Raw genomic sequence first — 20,703 nt, 5'->3', positions numbered from 1 at the left:
GATGAACCGCGAACTTATCGAAGCGCTGGGCGACGAATTGTTCCAGGCAATGCGCGAACGCAGCACGCGCGATCCGCTGACGGCGCGTTATGCCGACATGACGATCGACGATGCCTACCAGATTTCGCTGCACACGCTGCAACTGCGCCAGGCAGCCGGAGAAACCGTGGTCGGCAAGAAAATCGGGGTTACCTCCAAGCCGGTGCAAGAAATGCTCAATGTGCATCAGCCGGATTTCGGCTTCCTTACCGATGCCATGCATTTCCCTGACGGCGCCACCATCAGCATGCAGCAGGTTGGCCTGATCCAGCCTCGCGCTGAAGGCGAAATCGCCTTCATGCTGAAACAGGATTTGCACGGCACCAATCTGACCCGTGAAGATGTGCTTGATGCCACCGACTGGCTTGCCCCGTGCTTTGAAATCGTCGATTCGCGGATTCGCAACTGGGAAATCCGCATCCAGGACACCGTGGCCGACAACGCTTCGTGCGGCGTATTCGTGATTGGCGCGCAACGCACCGACCCGCGCGGCCTGGACCTGGCGGCATTGCACATGGACCTGTATTGCAACGAGAAACTGGCATGCAGCGGAAAAGGCGCTGCCGTACAGGGCCATCCTGCCGAGGCAGTGGCGTGGCTGGCCAATACGCTGGGCCGTTTCGGCATTCCATTCCGCAAGGGCGAACTGATACTTTCCGGCTCGCTTGCGGCACTGATTCCGGTCAAGGCCGGCGATCATTTCACGATGCAAATTGGCGGCTTGGGCGGATGCGCCATCAAGTTTGCCGACTAAATTTGTCAAAAACAGAAACCCAGGAAAATCCATGGATAAAATTAAATGTGCCTTGATCGGCCCCGGCAATATCGGCACCGATCTCCTTTACAAACTGAAGCGTAGCCCGTTGCTGGAACCGGTGTGGATGGTCGGTATCGACGCCACCTCGGAAGGCTTGCAGCGTGCCGCGCAAATGGGATTGAAAACCACCTCGGATGGCGTCGACGGCTTGCTGCCGCATGTCGCCGCCGACGGTATCCGGATTGCGTTCGACGCCACTAGCGCCTACGTGCATGCGGAAAATTCGGCCAAGCTGAATGCACTGGGAGTCTTGATGATCGACCTCACTCCCGCTGCCATCGGCCCGTTCTGCGTACCCCCGGTCAACCTGCAATCGCTGCTCGACACCAAGGCGCTGAACGTCAACATGGTCACCTGTGGCGGTCAGGCTACGATTCCTATGGTGGCCGCGGTCTCGCGGGTTCAGCCAGTGGCGTATGGAGAAATCGTCGCCACCGTATCCAGCCGTTCGGTCGGCCCCGGCACCCGCAAGAATATCGATGAATTCACCCGCACCACTGCCGGCGCAGTCGAACGGGTCGGCGGCGCCAAAAAGGGCAAGGCCATCATCGTCATCAATCCGGCCGAGCCACCGCTCATCATGCGCGACACAATCCACTGCCTCACCGAAGATACGCCGGATGAAGCAGCGATCACTGCCTCGGTGCACGCCATGATTGCTGAAGTACAAAAATATGTTCCCGGCTATCGCCTGGTCAATGGTCCGGTATTCGATGGCAAACGTGTGTCGATTTATCTCGAAGTCGCGGGCCTCGGCGATTACCTGCCGACCTACGCCGGCAACCTGGACATCATGACCGCCTCCGCGGCCCGCACGGCGGAACTGTTCGCCGAACGCATGCTCGCCTACTAAGCAAGGAAAAATATGAATCTGACTGGTAAAAAAATCACCGTCCACGACATGACGCTGCGTGATGGCATGCATCCCAAACGCCATCAAATGACATTGGAGCAAATGAAGGCGGTAGCGTGCGGGCTGGACAATGCAGGCGTGCCGCTGATCGAAGTGACCCACGGCGACGGTTTAGGCGGTTCTTCGGTAAATTACGGCTTCCCGGCGCATAGCGACGAAGAGTATCTGTCGGCAGTGGTGCCTCTGATGAAGCAGGCCAAGGTCTCGGCGCTGCTGATTCCGGGCATCGGCACGGTAGATCACCTGCGCATGGCGATGGACCTGGGGGTGTCGACGATACGGGTCGCCACGCACTGCACCGAAGCGGACGTCTCCGAACAGCATATCGGCCTGGCGCGCAAGCTCGGCCTGGATACGGTCGGTTTCCTGATGATGGCGCACATGCAATCGCCGCAAGGCCTGGCGAAACAGGCCAAGCTGATGGAAAGCTACGGCGCCAATTGCATTTATGTCACCGATTCGGCCGGCTACATGCTGCCTGACGACGTGCGTGAGCGCTTGAGCGCGGTGCGCGAAGTGCTGGATCCGGCAACCGAACTGGGCTTCCACGGCCATCACAACCTGGCCATGGGCATCGCCAATTCCATCGTTGCGGTGGAAGCCGGCGCGACCCGCATCGACGCCGCAGCTGCCGGCCTCGGCGCTGGCGCAGGCAATACGCCGATGGAAGTGTTTATTGCGGTATGCAACCGGATGGGGATTGAGACCGGCGTCGACGTGTTCCGCATTTCCGACGTCGCCGAAGATATCGTGGTGCCGCTGATGGATCATCCGATCCGGATCGACCGCGATTCGCTCACGCTGGGCTACGCCGGCGTGTATTCCAGCTTCCTGCTGTTTGCCAAACGCGCAGAAAAGAAGTACGGCGTTCCTGCACGCGACATCTTGCTTGAGCTCGGCAGACGCGGCATGGTTGGCGGCCAGGAAGACATGATCGAAGATACCGCCATCACCATGGCTCGCGCCAGGGGATAACAAACCCGTGTAGCAAAAAAAATGCCGTTCAGTGCAATACTGAACGGCATTTCTTGTTCTAGTCATTTGTTCAACTTACTTCCCCGTGTACATCGTCCTCAATACCGGCTTCAATAATTTCCCCACCGGATTACGCGGCAACACTTCGCTTCTGACGTAGATCTGTGCCGGCACCTTGTAAGCCGCCAAACGCGCTGCCACGTGCGCCTGGACATCCTCCGTCGTGAGCATCGCCCCGGGCTTCGCCACCACTACCGCCACCACCTTTTCCCCTGTCATGTCGTCGGGCGCTGCGAACACCGCCGCTTCCATGACATGCGCATGCGATAGCAGGCAGGATTCAATTTCAGCGGAAGATATTTTTTCGCCGTTGCGGTTGATCACATCCTTGATGCGGTCGACCACGCACAAAAAGCCTTCCTGATCCAGATAGCCGACGTCGCCGGTACGGAACCAGCCGTCTTGCATCGCGTCTTCAGTGGCTTGCGGATTGTGCAAATAGCCTTGCATCAGGGTCACGCCGCGCAGGCAGATCTCGCCGGTTTGTCCGGCCGGCGCAGGATTGTCTGTTTCGTCGAGGATCATGGCTTCGACGATCGGCGACAACAGCCCGGCGCTGCGTGGCTTGTAATGAAACAGTTCGCCGGAAGAGGCGGCGCCGACGCCGTTGGTTTCAGTCAGGCCAAAACCGATTCCTGCCATGACGTTGGTACGGTATTTCAGCAAATCGTCGATCAGGCGTTGCGGCAATCCGGCACCGCCGAAGCCGATCCCGCCCAGGCTACTGGAGGCGTCCGCATCGCCGGCCATCACCCCCGCCATCAGCTGCATCACCATCGACGGCGCACCGTTAAACTGGGTAATGCGTTCCGCGCGGATCATTTCCAGCGCTTCCGACACATTCCAGCGATGCGTAAACACCAGCCGCCGGCCATTGATCAGCGAACTCAGGAACTGTGCATGCAAGCCGCTCACGTGGAACAAAGGCACTGCGGTGAGCGTAGTCGGCGGATGTCCGCGCTGCATGATCTTTGCCACCGTATCAGGCGAGCTCATCGCCGCCAGCATGCCGATGTAATTAATGTTTTGCAATGCCTGGCACACTGCACGCTGCGTCGACAGTACCGCCTTGGCGTGGCTGGTGGCGCCAGAAGTAAACAGGATCAGGGCCGGATCGCCAGCCGTCACACCGGGTGACGCAAGCGGCGCACCGCCAGCGGCCAGCATGTCGTCGAACGCCAGCACCGCGCTATTGAGCACGGCCGGATCCGCCGCCACCACCACGGCAGTGCAACCCAACGCCGCGAGATCCTGGCCCACGTGGGCGAAACGCTCGGCGTCGCACAATAAAACCTTCGGCGTTACCAAAGTCAGCGCCTGCAGCAGTTCGTCGCGCAAACCGAGGCTGTTCAGGGGTGCAGGAACAGCACCGAGCATGGTTGCGGCGACGAAGGCTACACCCCATTCAGGACGATTGCGCATGGCGATCGCCACGGTGTCGCCGGCGCGGACGCCCAGACGCCGCTGCATTTGCGTCGCGAGTGCATCGGCGGCGGCGAAGAAACGATCGAACGTCCAGCGATCGCCGCGATACACCATGAATTCCTTGTTGCCGTGGCTGCGTGCGCCGGCGATCATGTCCGCCAGAATATCGGGGGCATGGCGATAATAAGAAACACCGGCATCCTGTGCCAGTTCGAATGGCGCACCGGGCGCGGTCAGCTGCGCCTGGTTCAATGCTACTCTTTCGGAAATGCTGATCATGGTTGCCACATCGTTTGCCATAAGTTATGCCTGCTCTCTACGATTTTCGCCTAAAAACCCTTGAGCCGCGCGTAGCGCTCACGGTGAAATATACCGTCGCCCAGCGTTTGCTGGATGGTGCGGACACGCTTAAGAAACAGTCCTATATCAAGTTCATCGGTGACGCCTATGCCGCCATGCAACTGCACCGCTTCATTCAGCATTTTCTCGCCCAGATCGGCTGACTTCGCCTTAGCCAGGCTCGCCAGAACAGCCACATCGCTGCTTTCGCTATTGCTATCAATAGCGTCCAGCGCCGCAGCAACACAGCTGCGCAGCATTTCTATTTCAGAATACAGACGCGCGGCCCGATGTTGCAGCGCCTGGAATGAACCGATCGCCACATCGAACTGAACCCGTTCTTTCAGGTACGCTAGCGTGCGCTCAAAACTTTCATCGATGATGCCCAGCGCTTCCGCCGCCAGGCAGATTCGGGCGCGGTCCAATGCTGCATCCAGCACCGGGAAAGCGTTATCCACGCTACCCAGCAGCGCTTGTGAATCCAGCTTGACCTGGTTCAAGCGCAGCTGCGCCGCATTACGGCTATCCACCATATAGGTGCGCAACACTTCCACACCGGGAAGTTCCGGATCGACCAGGAACAGCCCCATCCGCTCTGGCTGGTTCTGTTGGTCCGCTATACGCGCCACCACGATCAGCGCGTCGGCAATATGGCCGTCCAGCACAAAGCTCTTGGCGCCGTCGATGACCCAGCCGTCGCCACTGTCATTGCGGCGTGCCGTGGTGGTCACCGAAGCAGGATCGTGACGACCGCCCTCCTCCAGCGCCAGCGCCATGAAAGCCTCGCCCGCCGCAATCCGCGGCAACCACGACTGGCGTTGCGCTTCATTACCCGCACGCATCAGAATTTCGCCGCATAACACTACCGACGGCAGCAAAGGCAACGCTGCCAAGGTGCGGCCCGCTTGTTCAAATACAGCCCCCAAGCCTTTGTAACCGAAGTCCAGTCCATCGTACTGCTCAGGGAAAATCATTGCCGGCCAGCCCATCTCCACCACCTGCAGCCACAACGCCGGGTCATAACCACGAGGGAATCCGGCCGGACCGGCATCGCGCACATGACGCAAGGCACCCACAGGCGCCTGTTCCGACAGAAAGTCGCGCGCGCTGTCGCGCAGCTGACGCTGCTCATCGTTTAATAACATGCTCATTTTTTTCCTTATGCAGGTAGACCCAGGACGCGCTTGGCGATGATATTGAGCTGGACCTCGCTGGAACCGCCCGCGATCGCGTAAGTTTTCGAGAGCAGCCAGGTACGGCAGATATCATGTTCCAGCGCAGTGAATCCTTGCTCTTCCCAACCTAACGCGCGGTGCCCCATGATCTGCATCAGCAATTCATATTTGGCAGCTTCCTGTTCCGTCATCACCAGCTTCATGATCGATACCGGTCCGCTGACATCCATGCGCGCCAGCGCCTCTTCCTTGACCCGCTGATGGGTCAGGGCAAACGCATGGCTATCCATCAACACGCCGGCCATACGATCACGCAGCACCGGCTCGGTGCAACGTCCCTGATCGTCGAACAGATAGCCGCTTGCGACTTGCAGGATGTCATGCGAAGGCGCGCTGCCCTCGCTGAATTTCGACATCGCGGCGCGTTCGTGCTGCAGCAATTTTTTCGCAACACTCCAGCCGCCGTTCCATGGCCCCACGACATTCCCTGCCGGCACCCGGACATCGTCGAAAAAAACTTCGCAAAAACTGGATTTCCCGCTGATCAATTCAATCGGCTTGACGGTGACGCCGGGCGCGTGCATGTCGATCAGCACGAAACTGATGCCCTGTTGCTTGATTGCGGCAGCGGGATCGGTGCGTACCAAGGCATACATCCAGTCGGATTTTTCACCGTAGGATGTCCATATCTTGGAACCGTTGATGATCAGTTCATCGCCTTCGCGGCGCGCCGAGGTTCTCAGGCTGGCCAAGTCGGAGCCGGCGTTCGGCTCGCTGAAACCCTGGCACCAGCGTGCCGTACCGCGCATCATCGGCTTCAGATGCGTTTGTTTTTGTTCTTCGCTGCCATATTCCAGGAGCACCGGCCCCAGCATCCAGATGCCGAGATTGTATTGCGGCTGACGACAGCCGAGACGCAGCATTTCCTGCTCCAGCACGCGTGCATGCCTGGGCGACAAACCGCCGCCGCCGTAGGCTGTCGGCCAGTCCGGGGCAAACCAGCCGCGGTCGCGCATGCGCTCGAACCAGACGCGCTGGTCGGCGCTGCCGAACTCCACCTGGCTGCCGCCCCAGACCATGTCATCTGGCACGATCGGCAACCGCATCGACGCCGGACAATTCTGTTCCAGCCACGCGCGCACTTCCTCGCGCCAGGACTCTATTTCATTCATTTATCTTGTCTCCTGCTGCTCTTGTTCTATGTTGCTTATGTCGCGTACGTTGCTAATGTTGCCTATGTCGCTTTATGAAACCGGTACAGGCCATCCTTACCCAACTCTCTGCGCAGTTCTCCGTTCTCGCACAGCCATGACAAATGCGCAATAGCCTCGCCCAACGCCAGAATATAATCCGTGGCATGACGCAACTTTGGAAACATCTTTTGCATGGCATCGAACGCCGTATAGGTATTGTCGCCTACAAACATCTCACGCAACATATCGAATTGCTGCTCGTGATGCGCGTGCAACTCCCGCACCCGCGGATGCAAGCCGCGAAACACCTGTTGATGAGATGGCAATACCAGCGTGTCCGGTGCCAGTGCAGCCAGGCGGTCGAGCGATGCCAGCCACAGTTTCAATGGATTCGCTTCAGGTTCGATGCAAGATACCGACACATTGGAACTGATTCCTGGCAGCAATTGATCGCCTGAAATCAGAATCTTGTCTTCCGCACTATACAAGCAGGCATGTTCGGGTGAATGTCCTTCTCCCACTACAACCCGCCAGCGGCGCGCGCCGATACGAAGCTGGTCGCCATCCCGGATCCGGCGGAATGCCTTGACCGGCGGCGCCAGCATGGGGTGGCTGCGAATTCCCTTGAGCATCTGCTCTTGCGCATCGGCTGGCATGCCGGAGCGAGTATAGAACTCTTGTTGCACCGGCGGCAACGGATCCGGCATCGGCGATGCCGCAAACTGCAGCATCATGAATTCGCCCAGGCTCATGCACAACGGCACATTGCAGCGCTCGGTCAACCAATGCGCCACGCCCGCATGGTCCAGGTGGAAATGTGTACACAACACCATCTTCACCGGCAGGCCATCCAGGTGCCGGCTGAAAATCACTTCCCACAACTCACGCACGGCATCGCTGTTGAGGCCGGTATCCACCAGCACCCAGCCATCGACATCGCGTAACAGATAGACATTGATGTGGTCGAGCCGCATCGGCATCGGCATGCGCGCCCACAAGATTCCAGGCGCAACCGCGACCACCGAGCCATCCGCCAGTGGCGGCGAAAACGGAAATTCAAGCTTTGCCCGGATCCGGCCGGTGGCCGGTATGGCTGCTGCACCCTGTTCATCGTTCGCGGCCTTGGCCTGGACTCCAGAGCCAAGTGCGCGCGCCACCGCATCCGGCGTCAGCGGGACATAGGTTTTCGCGTGGTCATCCCGCACATACAGCGGATCGCCGATCACGGTTGCGTCATACCCTTCGCGCTGCAAATCCACCTTGCGCAGCTTGAACGTCGTGGTCATGTCGGCGCTGGCGTTCACCCGTACGAACAGCGGCGCGGCATAGCGAGGCAGGCGCTCCGCGCTGAGCGCATAAAATGCCTGCGGATCGAAACTCTGGCCGGCGCCCATGACGATGGCGGCCATGCCAGCGCGTCCTTCGTGGCCGGGTACCTGCACACCGTAAATGGTGAGCGTATCCATGCCGGGGAAATCACTGAGGTTGTCCGTGACTTCAACCGTTGATACATTTTCGCTGTTCCAACGGTAAGTGTCGCCGATACGGTCGATAAAATAACAGTAGCCTTCAGGGTCGCAGCGCAACAGATCGCCGGATGCCCACCAGGCGTCGCCTGGCGCAAACACATTGCGCAAGATTTTCTTGTCGGTCGCTTCGGCAGAGGTATAGCCTTCGAAACGCCCGGCCACGATATCCGGCATATCGACCACCATGCCGATCGCTTCGCCGACTTCATCCGCATCGCAAGGCAGATAAAAACCGTTGGCATCGCGTGGATAAGTTTCGTTTTCGACGTCGTAGCGGACAATCCGCAAATTCGTCTTTTCCCAGAACGGCACCCGGCCGCATGAACCCAGTTCATTGTCGACGTTGATGGTATTGGTGTTGGCTTCCGTCGCGCCCCAGCCTTCGTAGATGTCAAGGTCGCCGAAACGCTGCACGAATTTTTGCCATACTTCCGCCGACAGCCCCGCGCCCACCATTTTCCGCAAGCTGTGCGAGCGGTCATCGACGCGCTCCGGTTCGATCAGCAGAAAGCGGCAGATTTCTCCGACATACTGGCAAATGCTGACCTGATAGCGACGTACGTCGTTCCAGAATTCCCGCCGGCTGAACTTTCGCCGCAATGCCAGGCTAGCGCCGGCAGCAAACGCCGTGGCCACCGCCGACAACGACGCCGCGCCATGATAAAGCGGCAGGAAACAATAGAAACAATCGGCCGGCGTCGCGCCCATCGTGACTTGCATGACGTCGGCGGTAATCAGCCAGCGCGCGTGGCTGACAATCGCTGCCTTCGGCAAACCCGTTGTGCCGGATGTAAAAATGTAGACCGCAGGATTCTCAGCCACCAAACCGTCACGCCAGTGTGCGGGTGGATTCGAAACCGGGCATTCGCGCGCCCGTTCGCTGAGATCAAAGTCGCAGATCGATTTCAATTTCTTGTCGGCCGGACGCTCTGTATCGGCCCACAGCCAGTACGACGCCTTGCCGCGCAGTTCCGCGCAATCGAAATTCTGCAGGCATTCCTCACCGACCACCACCTTGTCCGCGTTGGCCGCCGCCAGCGCGTGCGCCAGGGTTTTACCGGTCACATTGGTATTGAGGAAAGCAACCGTCGCGCCCACCTTCGCCAGGCCGAGCCAGACAAAAATAAAGCCAGGCCGGTTTTCCAGGCAAAGACCGACCACGTCGCCGCGCCGCACGCCATTGGCATGCGCGGCATGCGCGATGCGATTGGCTTCTTCGTTCATTTGCGCGTAGGTATAAGTCTGGTCGCCGTAATACAGGCACGGTCGCAACGCAAAGCGCTGCGCGCTCTCTTCCACCCGCTCTGCAGTGCAGTAGATTTGCGAACCCTTGTGGCGCGCCGACTGCGCGTTGCGCAAATCGAGTTTCGCCTGCGTCTCTTCGCGGGTCACGCGTACACGCGACGCCATGGTTGTCATGAAGTGCTCTCCCGGTTTCATTTTTATAATTAACCTCAACGTACCGGACGCGGCATGTTCAACCCGAACTGCGCTATCAGTTCGCGCTGGAGTTCATTGGTGCCGCCGCCGAATGTCAACAGCGTTGCCGCCCGCGTTTCGTATTCCAGTTCACCCATCAGCAGGGCCGCTGCGGAACCCGAGCGCACCAGCCCGCCGCCACCCACCACTTCGGTCAGCTTGCGCAAGATTTCTATGGCGCTTTCGGAGCCGTAGACTTTGGTGGTTGACGCCAGAGCGACATCCATCGATCCGGCTTCCAGATCCGCGGCAATGCGGAAATTGATCAGACGCATCGCTTCCAGCCGCGCATAACACTCGGCAAGCGCACGCCTGACCCATGGCTGATCCGCTGCGCGCTGGCCGTGCTCGTCGCGGACCCGCGCCCAGATCAGCACGCGCCGGAACTGCGCCACCACCTTGTCCGACCAGGAGCCAAGCCCGAGTCGTTCATGATTGAGCTGCGCCGTGATCAAACGCCAGCCGCCGTTCAGTTCGCCGACCAGCATATCCAGCGGCACCTCGACATTGTCGTAATAAGTGGCAGCAGTAGAGTTGCCCACCGTATCGATTGGCGTATGCGAAAAACCAGCTGCCTTGGTATCGACTATCAGCAGCGATACGCCCTTGTGCCGCGCCAGTTCAGTACTGGTGCGAGCGGCCAGCCACACGTAGTCGGCCGCTTCCACGCCGGAAGTCCACAACTTGTTGCCGTTGACGATGAAACGCTCGCCGTCAAGGCGTGCCTGGGTGCTCAACGTTGCCAGGTCGGATCCGGCATTCGGCTCGGAATAGCCGATCGCGAAAATGATCTCGCCGGCGGCCATGCCCGGCAAGAATTTCTTTTGCTGCTGCGCCGATCCGTGCTGCATCAGGGCCGGTCCTACCGTGCTGATCGTCACGAAAGGTAACGGCGCGCCGGCAATATTGGCTTCCTGGAAAAAAATCATTTGCTCGGTGGCCGCATAACCCTGGCCGCCGTGTTCCTTGGGCCAGCCGACCGCCAGCCAGCCGTCGCGGCCCATCTGCCGGATCAGGTCGCGAAACAGATCGCCGCTTTCGGCGCCGCGCAACTGCATCCGCAGTTCGGGCGTCATCATGGTGTTGAAATAGTCGCGCACCTTGATGCGCAACTTGTGCTGTTCCGGCGTGAGGTCTACAAACATGTGAAGTCTCCCCTGCTCACGCGTTGCCAAGAATCAAACCGCTGGTGGGCACGCCCGTGCCTGCAGTCACCAGCACGTTATGCACATCCGGCACCTGGTTGACGGCGCTGCCGCGCACCTGGCGTACGCCTTCTGCGATGCCGTTCATGCCGTGGATGTAGGCTTCGCCCAACTGTCCGCCGTGAGTATTGATCGGCAACAGGCCGCCACGCGCGTGATGGCCGGCGCGCACGAAATCCTTCGCTTCTCCGCGTTTCACAAAGCCGAACTCTTCCAGTTGCGGCAAGACGAAAGGCGTGAAATGGTCATAGATGACAGCGGTCTGGATATCGCTCGGCGTCAATCTGCTTTGCTCCCATAACTGACGGGCTACCAGCCCCATCTCAGGCAGGCCGGCGATATCGTTGCGATAAAAGGAGGTCATGATCTGCTGGCCGTCGGCGAGGCCTTGGGCCGCGGCCTTGATGATTACCGGCTTTTGTTTGAGATCGCGGGCCCGTTCGACCGAGGTGATGATCATGGCAACCGCACCGTCGGATTCCTGGCAGCAATCGAGCAAGCGCAACGGTTCGCAAATCCAGCGCGAGGCTTGATGCTCTTCCAGCGTGATCGGTTTGCCATAGAAAAACGCATTCGGATTGGTGGCGGCAAAATCGCGCACGGCAACCGAGACGCGGCCGAAGTCTTCACTGGTGGCGCCATACTCATGCATGTAACGGCGGGCAAACATGCCGACCCAGGCGGCCGGCGTATGCAAGCCGTGCGGCATATACCAGCCGTAATTGACGTTTTCGAAAAACGGTGTGGCGCCGAAACCGTAGCTGCCGCTGCCGAAGCGATACCAGGAACGCTCGTTCATTGCCCGATACACCACCACCGTCTTGGCAATCCCGGTGGCAACCGCCATCGCGGCATGCATGACCGGCGCGCAGGCAGCGCCGCCGCCATGCGGAATCTGCGAAAAGAACTTGATATCCGGCGCACCCAGCAAACGCGCGATTTCATATTCCGGCACCTTGTCGACCGAATAGGAACAAAAACCGTCCACTTCGCTAGGATCGATGCCGGCATCGCGCAAGGCTTGCAGCGTGGCTTCCATCGCCAGTTTCAGTTCGGTGCGTCCGGAATTCTTGGAAAACTCGGTAGCGCCCAGGCCGACAATGGCAGCGCGCCCCGATATCGAATTGGACTGAGTATGTGATTGATTAGACATGGGGTGGTAATCCTTCCTGGTCAGACGTGAGGGAACTGCACGGTGACCGTGCCGGTAACGTGATTTCCCATGGAATTTTTGCCCTTCAGGCTGACTTCGACGGTGCGGCTTTCACTTTCCTTGCTGCTGATTTGTCCGCTGAAGGTCATGGTGTCACCCGGATAATTGGGTGCCCCCAGCTTTATCTTGAGCGACTTCAGCACGCCCGCGCTGCCTGCCCAATCCTCGACGAAACGCTGCACCAGGCCGTTGGTAGTCAGGATATTCATGAAAATATGCGGCGAACCCAGTGCACGTGCGGCTTCCAGGTCGTGATGTCCGGGAAAATAATCGCGCGTGGCAATCGCGCCACCGGCAATCAGCGGTACCGTAATCGGGATCGACAGTGACGGCAATTCGTCGCCGACCGCGATTTCTTCAAAATGTTTTGTCTTCTGCAAGGTCATATTTCCACCCCAATAAATCGTGATCGGCAAGCCAGTCGCCCAGCTTGGCAAGATTGCACTCCGTGCCGCCGAGTGCGACGCCCAAGGCGCGACTCCAGAACAGGAAGCGATGAATAGGAAAACTGGTATCGACTCCGATACCGCCGTGCACGTGCTGCGCCATGTGTCCGATGCGATGCGCCGCCTCGCACGCCAGGTAGCGCGTGGCATAGGCTTGCGGCATGGCGCCGACACCGGCATCGAGCCGGTAAGTCAATTGCCAAAGCGACGTGCGCAACGCTTCCAGGGCGATATGGCCGTCCGCCATTTGTCCGGCTACCAGCTGGAACGTGCCGATCGGGCGGCCGAACTGCTTGCGCTCGCTCACGTATTGCACGGTGCGCGTCAATTGCTGCACCGAGACACCCACTTGCAAAGCGGCCAGGCAGGCAATCGCCCGGCTTTCCAGCCAGCGCAAGGCCGACTCAGCCAGCAGCACATCAGTGCCGATCAGTGCATTGTCGAAAAACACGTCGGCAATCTGTTCATGACGCTGGCTGACGCCGGTAATCCGACGCACCCCGGCGACACTTAAGTCCGCCAGGAAAATACGCGCGGCGCCTTCTACTTCAGCTACCACCAGCGCATGTGTGGCAGAACCGCCAAACGGCACGGCTGTAGCGTGCCCGTTCAAGACCCAGCCGCTGTCGTTTGTTTCAGCCCGCAACGTGTGACCTTGAGGCGAAGCGACGGATGCCAATGCCACCGTCAGTAGCGCGGTGCCGGCGACCGCCGCTGCCAATACATCCCGACGCAAGCCGGGTGTGCCGAAATCCGCCAGGGCAGCGGCAGCAAGCTGATGCTCCCACAGCGGCACCAGCGCCAATGCCTGGCCTTGCTCTTCCAGCACGTTGATCAGTTCCGCCATGCCCAGGCCAAGACCGTCTTCGACTTCCGGCACGATCATGGTGTGCAAGCCGGTGGCGATGCACTGTTGCCATAAATCCTGCTGGAACGGCAATCCCGATTTATCGAAACGCTGCATTTGCTCGTCGCTGCAATAATCGGCAAATACATCGTGTGCCGTTGCCGCGTAGGCACGTTGATCTTCTGTTAATTGAAAATCCATGACGGCCCCTTACCGTGGCACCGGCCGGAACAGCGGCAGCGTCATGTCATCGTCGAAATTGTGGAACTCGACCTGCAAAGACTGGCCGATTTCCAGCTCTTCTGACTTGACGCCAACCAGTTGCGCCACCAGCCGGGTGCCCTCTTCCAGCTCGATCAATCCAATCGGATTGGGATGATCGAATGGCGCCACTTCGGGGTAATGCATGACAACAAAGGAATACAGCTTGCCGCGGCCGGATGCCTGTTGCGCATCCCATTCGAAGGAATGGCAGCTCGGGCATACCGGACCGGGCGGATGACGCAAGGTCTTGCAGGCAGTGCAACGCTGTATCAGCAACTTGCCCTGCCTGGTGCCTTCCCAGAAAAAGCGGGTATCGTCGCTGACACCTGGCACCGGACGCTTCGGCTTGGCTTTTTGCGGGACTTCAGCTGGAGCTGGAGCAGCAACGGCAGCGGCCGGACGGAATTTAAAGACACGGAATAAAAGCTGCCCGACCTTTTCATCGGCCTCCGCCCGCGACTTGGTGCCTTCGGCAAAGAAGGTCATGATCAGCGTGACGAAATAGCCGGTTCCGAGTCCCGTTGCCTTTTCCTCACCGATCGCATCGAGCCGGGTGGTGTAATACACTTTTTCACCGGCCGTCAGATAGCGGTCGAACTCAAGTTCGGAGTTCACCGCGACCACGGCCGGATAGCCATGCGCTTCGATCAGTTTCAACGCTTCATACGGATTTTCAGTCGTTGAACCGGGAGGGTAGTTATTCATGTGCAAGCCCTCCATGCACCATACCTGCAGCATGGCCGGCGGCACCACGGTCTTGCCGTGGATAGTAGTTGCCAGAGTTGCATCGGCATACACAGGATTGCTAATTCCCATTACTTCGCACCACTGGCGCGCCATCGGCGCATTGACCGGATCCCAGCCGTACACGCGGCCGTATTCCTTGCCCACCAGGTTGCGGATCTCTTTCATCCACTCATGTTCAGCCACAGCTTTGCTCCTTTAGATGACGGGGTTATCAGGCGCCGGCGTTTGCCGCAACAAGGAAGGCAGGCTTTTCGCCGCCGCCGTGCAACAACAGATTGGCACCGCTCATATAAGCCGCCTGCGGTGAGGCGACAAACAGACAGGCATTGGCAATATCGGCCGGCACCGCCATGCGGCCGGCCGGGATGGTGGCGCCGACGGCGGCAATTCCGGCTTCGTTGCCGTAGTGCAGATGCGATTGTTCGGTCTGGACCAGCCCCGGGCTGACCGCCACCACGCGCACCTTGGGCGCCCATTCAACCGCCAACGAGGTCACCAGGCTGAGTACGCCGGCCTTGGCGGCGCCATAGGCTGCCGTGCCAGGCGATGGCCTTAAGCCGCTGATGCTGCCGACGAAGACGATCACGCCGCCGTCCGGCTGTTGCTGCATCAGCGCATTCGCCGCTTGGGCCAGGTTCAGCGGCGCCAGCAGGTTCAGCTTGATCACGCTTTCATGAAAGCGCGGCGATGCCGTGGCGGCGTCGGCCGATGGACTGCCGCCGGCGTTATTGATTAGCACGTCGAGTCGGCCGTAGCGTTCACCTATAGTAGTAATCAAGGCTTTGACCGCTTCGGGATCTTTGACGTCGCAGGCGATGAAGCTGGCTGTGCGGCCACCTGCGGCCGGCAAAGTATCGGGACTAGTGCGTGCACAAACGATCACGTTGTCATGCATGGCCAGGAACGCTTCTGCGATGCCGCGGCCAATGCCTTTTGTGCCGCCGGTGATCAGTACCAGGCGCTGTTTGTATTTATCGGTGTCAGCCATATTCGTTTCGCGGTTGTATCGTGGGTTGTATCGTGTATGGCTACTATAGGAGAACGAAGCAACCCTTAATACGTCCGAAAGGACGATGTTCCGGAACTCCCTGAATACGATGATTTGCCTGTAGTGCACAAAGCTGCAATTGAATATCGTTATGGGAGAAATACGTGTCCGATCCAGGCGCATCTGAATTGATTGTCGAACGCCCCGAAGCAGGTGTGGCGGTGGTCTTGCTGAACCGGCCCGATGCCACGAACGCCCTCAGCCTGAGTTTGCAGGCGCGGCTCTCGGAAGCCTTTACCGAACTGTCGGCCGATGCGTCGGTGCGGGTTATCGTCCTCACCGGGGGTGAGAAAGTGTTCGCCGCAGGCGGCGATATCAAGAGCATGGCGGATGCCGGCGCCATAGATATCTTGCAGCGCCATACGGAACGGGTGTGGGCGCCCATCGAGCGTTGCCCCAAACCGGTCATCGCGGCGGTATGCGGGTATGCATTTGGCGGCGGCAACGAATTGGCGATGCATTGTGACATTGTCATCGCCGGCGAAAGCGCCAGCTTCGCCCAGCCGGAAATCCGCATCGGCATCATGCCCGGCATCGGTGGCACGCAGCGCCTGGTGCGCGCAGTCGGCAAATTCAACGCCATGCGCATCTTATTGACCGGCAAGCCGGTCACCGCGCGGGAAGCACAAGTCATGGGCCTGGTCAGCAATGTCGTTGCCGACGACCAGGTTTTACCCGAAGCATTAGCAATGGCGCGCACGATTGCCGCCATGCCACCGCTGGCGGCAATGCAGATCAAGGAAGTGGTTCTCGCCGGCATGGATGCGCCACTGGATGTCGCACTGATGCTGGAACGCAAAGCCAACCAGCTGTTGTTTGCCAGCCGGGATCAGAAGGAAGGCATGCAAGCCTTCATCGAAAAGCGCAAACCCAGATACGAAGGGCGATAAGCGGGAGACAAGCGCCACCGACGACATCGTTCAAACAGAGTATGCGGCAGGGCCGCATGTGGACAACAATGGCATAAAACCTGTCTGATTCCAGATTACTGAATCCAGGTCCCAGAACCAAGAATACCCAGGAGAATCCATGGCTACATCGAAAGACTACCGGCTGGGGGATTTCACTTTCCCTCGTGGCTGGTTCATGATCGCCGACAGCGAAGAGTTGAATACCCACAAACCGCTCGCGGTCCGTTTCTTCGGCAAAGACTTTGCCCTGTATCGCGGGCGCGCTACCGGCAAGGTCGTGCTGCTCGATGCTTACTGCCCACACATGAAGACCCACCTGGCGGCGCCCAACACGACTTCCTATGTGGTGCTCGACGGTGGCGGCAGCAATGTCGAAGGCGACGGCATCCGCTGCCCTTACCACGCGTGGCGCTTCGGTCCGGACGGCAAATGCGATGACATTCCTTACCACCAGGGACCGATCCCGGCCACTGCCTGCGTCAAATCATGGCAAGTGACTGAAAGCATGGGTGCGGTCTGGGTCTGGCACGATCCGGAAGGCGGCGATCCGGAATGGGAACATCCTTCGTTGCCGCAGTGGAATGATACCTCCTGGGTACGCTGGAAATTCGACCATCTCGGCATGCTGCAGCAGCATCCCCAGGAAATCATCGACAACATTTGCGACTATGGCCATCTGACGCCGATTCACGGCTCCACCGTGGAACGCTATGAAAACGAATTCCGCGCGCATACCGCCACGCAGCGGCAATGCGGCCCGCATCGGACGCTGGTTGCGGCTGACGGCGCCAGCCCGATCTTGCATACGGATACCACTTACCACGGCCCTGGCGTCCTGATCTCTTATCTCACCGGCATGTTCGAATCGATCCTGCTGATCACCCATACCCCGGTCGACGACGGTTCGGTCAAGGTCTGGCATGCATTGATGGTGAAGCCGGCGAGCGGCAATGCACAAGTGACAACGGCGGATACGATTGCAGCACGGCAATTCCAGGAATCCAGCCGGCTGGCGTTCATGCAGGATTTTGAAGTGTGGACCAACAAGGGACCTTGCCTGAACGGCTTGTTCCTGCCATCCGACGGCCCGTTCATGAAAGCACGCATCTGGTACAAGCAGTTCTTCAATCCGCGCGCGAAGAAACAGGAGTATCTGGAGCAATGCGAAGGCGTCTACATTCCCCGCGGCGCGCAGCCTTATACGCAAGCGGCGTAAGGCAGTTGTAGGGTGCGCACATCATGCCCACCCTACGTCCTTTTTATTTATACCGTTCGGCGCTTGCCTTGGCCGCAGGATAAGCTTTCAGCGCGAAATAAAACGCCAGCAAAGCAGCACTCAGCAAACTCATCGCCATTGCCATCGCGTACCGCAACGAATCGGCTCCGGCCATCGGCGCCAGCAAATCGCTCACCCATCCCGTCAATGCAGGGCTGACGCCGCTGCCCAGCACCGACCCGGCAAGCAGCAGCATCGCATTCGCGGTAGCGCGACGGTTCGAGGCAACGACAAAGCTGAGCGCGGCATAGGTAGGCGCTACCCACCACGACACAAAAAAGGCAAACGCTGCGACCAGCGCCGTTACCCAGGCGATCCCGCCTGATGGCACCAGAAAATACAGCAAACCCAGCGGCAGTGCGCACGAGATACCTGCCAGCGGAACCCCGATCTGCCAGCGCGCATCGCGGCGCGCCAAATGATCGGCCAACGCTCCTGCCGTCAGGCCGCCCAATACCGAACCGATCGCTGCCACGCCCGAGACCAGCCCCGCCTGTGATAGCGACAAGTGGTGATAGCGCACCAGATACGTGAAATTCCAGGCGCCAAAGGCGTACGCGGAAATCAAGACGAAAGCCGCGGCTACAATCAAGGCGCGAGCGACCGGGATACGCCAGATCTGCCGTACGGCATCTTGTCCGACCGCCTCCCTGGCCGGCGCCATGGCAACCATGCCGCGCCCGGGCTCACGCACGGAAATCCGGAACAACAGCGCCAATGCCATCGAAGCGCAACAGATGCCGGCCAGCGTCACGCGCCACCCGAATTTCTGCGCCAGCCAGCCACCGCCCACCAATGCCAGCAAAGCACCGACATTAGCCCCGAGTCCGAATACGCTGATAGCGCGCGAACGGTGGCGCGGCGCGTAGAGATCGGTAATCAATGACATCGATGCAGGCGCGCCGCCGGCCTCGCTCAAAGCGCCGCCGGTGCGGGTGAAAGCCAGCTGCCAGAAGCCGGCGGCGCCGGCGCCGAGCATCGTGATCGCCGCGCCGAGTGTGCGGCACACCGCAATCAGGTTGCGGCGGCTATGGCTGTCTGCCACACGCCCAAGTGGAATGCCAAGGATGCTGAAAGTGAGTGCAAAGCCCAGGCCGGTGACGATCCCGACTTGCAAATCCGACAAATTGAATTCCAGCTTGACTTGCGGACTAAGCACCGCAAAGACTTGCCGGTCCATGAAGGAAACCGCTGACATCACAGTCAGCATCCACAGGATGTAATGGGGATTGGTTCCGTTGCTTTCCTGAACGTAGGCAATATCCTGCGGCACGGCACTCTGAAGATCGGGCATGGACGCAATCGCTTTACGGGTTCACGCCGGCACGCAGCATTTGTTCGAATTGCTCGCTATACGGCGGCAACATGCCCCATTCGCGGCGCGGATCTTGCTGGCCTGCTTTGTACACGCTACGCGCATGGCTGAACTCCAGAAAACCTTCATGACCGTGATAATGACCGATGCCCGAAGCGCCGACGCCGCCAAACGGTGCATCGTGCAACGCCGGGTGCATCGTGACGTCGTTGATGGAGACGCCGCCCGACAATGTTTGATCCAGAACACGCTGCTCCTCGGCCGCATCATCGCCGAAGTAATACAGGGCCAGCGGGCGCTCACCCGCATTGACGGCAGCGATCGCATCGTCGATTTTCGCGTAGGTATTGATCACCAGCGCCGGACCGAATATCTCATGGGTGGCAATCAGGCTGTCGGCGGGCGGATTGACGACCAGCTGCAGAGGCATGCGGCGCTCTGTCGAATGCGGCTCCCCGCTGCCGGCAGTCTCTACCCGGGCACCCCGTGAACGGGCATCGTCGATATAGCCGGCGACCCGCTTGAAATGGCGCTCGTTGACAATGGCCACGACATCGGGGTTGGCGCCGATCCGGGGGAACAAACCTTCATAAAACTCGCGCACGGCAGCGATAAACGGTTCCAGCTGATCCTGCGCCACCCACACCACATCGGGGGAAACGCAAAGCTGCCCGGAATTTGCACCCTTGCCTACGGTAATCCGCTCGGCGGCATTGCGGATGTCGGCACTACGTCCGATCAATACCGGAGATTTGCCGCCCAGCTCCAGCGTCACCGGCACCAGATTGGCCGACGCCGCTTGCATGACCGCCTTGCCGACGCCGGTTGATCCGGTAAATACCAGGTGATTCCAGGCTTGTTCGCTAAAGGCGGCGGCAATCTGGCTATCGCCGTTGACCACCGTCAGCACCTCCGGCGCAAAAAACTCTGCTACCGCCGTCGCCATGACTTCGGCCGTCGCCGGGGCGATTTCGGACGGTTTTAAAATTGCCCGGTTACCCGCCGCAAATACGCTGGCCAGCGGCGACAGCAAGGTGAATACCGGCGCATTCCAGGTACCGATGATGCCGACGACGCCCTTCGGCTGATAGCGGACCCAGGCGGTGGCGCCGAAATTATCGAATGGGGCGACGCTGGGACGCGCTTGCTGCGGCATCCAATCCGCCAAGTGCTCGCGCGCATGCTTGAGCGACGCCAACGCGCCCAGGATGTCGTTCATCATTGAAAAGACGGCGGAACGCCCGCCAAAATCCTTGTCCATCGCAGCGCACAGCAAATCGTTGTACTTCACCAGCATATCGATGGCGCTTTGCAAACGCGCCTTGCGCTCGTCGGCACTGACGGCGCCGGCGGCGACGAAAGCCTGGCGCTGGGCATCCAGTAGTGCGCGAATCGTTACGTTTGCCGCAGTGACGCTATGCTCATTTGACAACATTTCAGGTCTCCAGATTTATTTGTTTTATGATGCTACCAAGACTAATGCGACG

The 20,703-nt window shown here is 59.5% G+C and carries 17 protein-coding genes; 5 read left to right on the top strand and 12 right to left on the bottom strand.

Translation table 11 applies throughout. From position 1 onward, the window contains the following. The first annotated feature begins 1 nt into the window (after position 1). Genes BM029_RS04460 through dmpG form a run of 3 tightly spaced genes read left to right on the top strand, consistent with a single transcriptional unit; the run spans position 2 to position 2,744 of the window. A complete protein-coding gene (locus BM029_RS04460) occupies positions 2-793 on the top strand; it encodes a fumarylacetoacetate hydrolase family protein (protein WP_092433248.1) in 792 nt (263 codons plus the stop codon). A 31-nt stretch (positions 794-824) separates the two neighbouring features. Continuing rightward, entirely contained in the window at positions 825-1,709 is an 885-nt protein-coding gene (locus tag BM029_RS04455; protein ID WP_092433016.1) for an acetaldehyde dehydrogenase (acetylating), read from the top strand. A gap of 12 nt (positions 1,710-1,721) precedes the next feature. Further along, positions 1,722-2,744, top strand: a complete 1,023-nt coding sequence (gene dmpG, locus BM029_RS04450) for a 4-hydroxy-2-oxovalerate aldolase (RefSeq protein ID WP_092433014.1) — start codon at positions 1,722-1,724, stop codon at positions 2,742-2,744. 75 nt (positions 2,745-2,819) lie between these two features. Here the strand turns inward: dmpG and BM029_RS04445 are convergent, their stop codons facing one another. From BM029_RS04445 to BM029_RS04395, 10 genes are all read right to left on the bottom strand, one after another. After that, positions 2,820-4,529, bottom strand: coding sequence for a class I adenylate-forming enzyme family protein (locus BM029_RS04445; RefSeq protein ID WP_244544903.1), 1,710 nt, complete (start codon positions 4,527-4,529; stop codon positions 2,820-2,822). 29 nt (positions 4,530-4,558) lie between these two features. Next, positions 4,559-5,719: an acyl-CoA dehydrogenase family protein gene (locus BM029_RS04440; RefSeq protein WP_092433013.1), complete on the bottom strand. Its 1,161-nt coding sequence runs from the start codon at positions 5,717-5,719 to the stop codon at positions 4,559-4,561. Between the two features lie 8 nt (positions 5,720-5,727). After that, the gene (locus tag BM029_RS04435; RefSeq protein WP_092433011.1) at positions 5,728-6,915 is read right to left on the bottom strand and encodes an acyl-CoA dehydrogenase family protein; all 1,188 of its coding nucleotides are present in this window, start codon (positions 6,913-6,915) and stop codon (positions 5,728-5,730) included. A 62-nt stretch (positions 6,916-6,977) separates the two neighbouring features. After that, positions 6,978-9,884, bottom strand: a complete 2,907-nt coding sequence (locus BM029_RS26210) for a long-chain-acyl-CoA synthetase (RefSeq protein WP_244544902.1) — start codon at positions 9,882-9,884, stop codon at positions 6,978-6,980. A gap of 35 nt (positions 9,885-9,919) precedes the next feature. After that, the gene (locus tag BM029_RS04420; protein ID WP_092433009.1) at positions 9,920-11,089 is read right to left on the bottom strand and encodes an acyl-CoA dehydrogenase family protein; all 1,170 of its coding nucleotides are present in this window, start codon (positions 11,087-11,089) and stop codon (positions 9,920-9,922) included. Positions 11,090-11,105: 16 nt separating this feature from the next. Next, positions 11,106-12,302: a lipid-transfer protein gene (locus BM029_RS04415; protein ID WP_092433008.1), complete on the bottom strand. Its 1,197-nt coding sequence runs from the start codon at positions 12,300-12,302 to the stop codon at positions 11,106-11,108. Positions 12,303-12,322: 20 nt separating this feature from the next. Continuing rightward, positions 12,323-12,748: a MaoC family dehydratase gene (locus tag BM029_RS04410; RefSeq protein WP_092433006.1), complete on the bottom strand. Its 426-nt coding sequence runs from the start codon at positions 12,746-12,748 to the stop codon at positions 12,323-12,325. After that, positions 12,720-13,856, bottom strand: coding sequence for an acyl-CoA dehydrogenase family protein (locus tag BM029_RS04405; RefSeq protein WP_092433005.1), 1,137 nt, complete (start codon positions 13,854-13,856; stop codon positions 12,720-12,722). The genes BM029_RS04410 and BM029_RS04405 overlap by 29 nt, the downstream gene beginning before the upstream one ends. A 9-nt stretch (positions 13,857-13,865) precedes the next feature. Next, positions 13,866-14,849 (bottom strand): bifunctional MaoC family dehydratase N-terminal/OB-fold nucleic acid binding domain-containing protein, encoded by a 984-nt coding sequence (locus tag BM029_RS04400; protein WP_211482434.1) that lies wholly within the window; start codon positions 14,847-14,849, stop codon positions 13,866-13,868. Positions 14,850-14,877: 28 nt separating this feature from the next. Then, complete coding sequence (locus BM029_RS04395) at positions 14,878-15,654, bottom strand: SDR family oxidoreductase (RefSeq protein ID WP_092433003.1); 777 nt, start codon at positions 15,652-15,654, stop codon at positions 14,878-14,880. A gap of 164 nt (positions 15,655-15,818) precedes the next feature. Here BM029_RS04395 and BM029_RS04390 point away from each other — a divergent pair, with 164 nt between their 5' ends. Both BM029_RS04390 and BM029_RS04385 read left to right on the top strand, forming a co-directional pair. Further along, positions 15,819-16,604 carry an enoyl-CoA hydratase gene (locus BM029_RS04390; protein ID WP_092433002.1) on the top strand — a complete coding sequence of 262 codons (786 nt, stop codon included), beginning with the start codon at positions 15,819-15,821 and terminating at the stop codon, positions 16,602-16,604. Between the two features lie 139 nt (positions 16,605-16,743). Then, a complete protein-coding gene (locus tag BM029_RS04385; protein WP_092433000.1) occupies positions 16,744-17,841 on the top strand; it encodes a Rieske 2Fe-2S domain-containing protein in 1,098 nt (365 codons plus the stop codon). A gap of 43 nt (positions 17,842-17,884) precedes the next feature. Here the strand turns inward: BM029_RS04385 and BM029_RS04380 are convergent, their stop codons facing one another. Continuing rightward, on the bottom strand, positions 17,885-19,195 hold the full coding sequence (locus tag BM029_RS04380; protein ID WP_092432999.1) for a spinster family MFS transporter: 1,311 nt from the start codon (positions 19,193-19,195) through the stop codon (positions 17,885-17,887). Positions 19,196-19,208: 13 nt separating this feature from the next. Next, positions 19,209-20,651, bottom strand: coding sequence for a coniferyl aldehyde dehydrogenase (locus BM029_RS04375; protein ID WP_092432998.1), 1,443 nt, complete (start codon positions 20,649-20,651; stop codon positions 19,209-19,211). Positions 20,652-20,703 lie beyond the last annotated feature (52 nt).

This window comes from Collimonas sp. OK607 (assembly GCF_900111995.1).
In the GTDB taxonomy this organism is placed as follows: Bacteria; Pseudomonadota; Gammaproteobacteria; order Burkholderiales; family Burkholderiaceae_D; genus Collimonas.
Note: the sequence above shows the minus strand (reverse complement) of the source record. Positions and strands in the feature narration are given on the sequence as shown.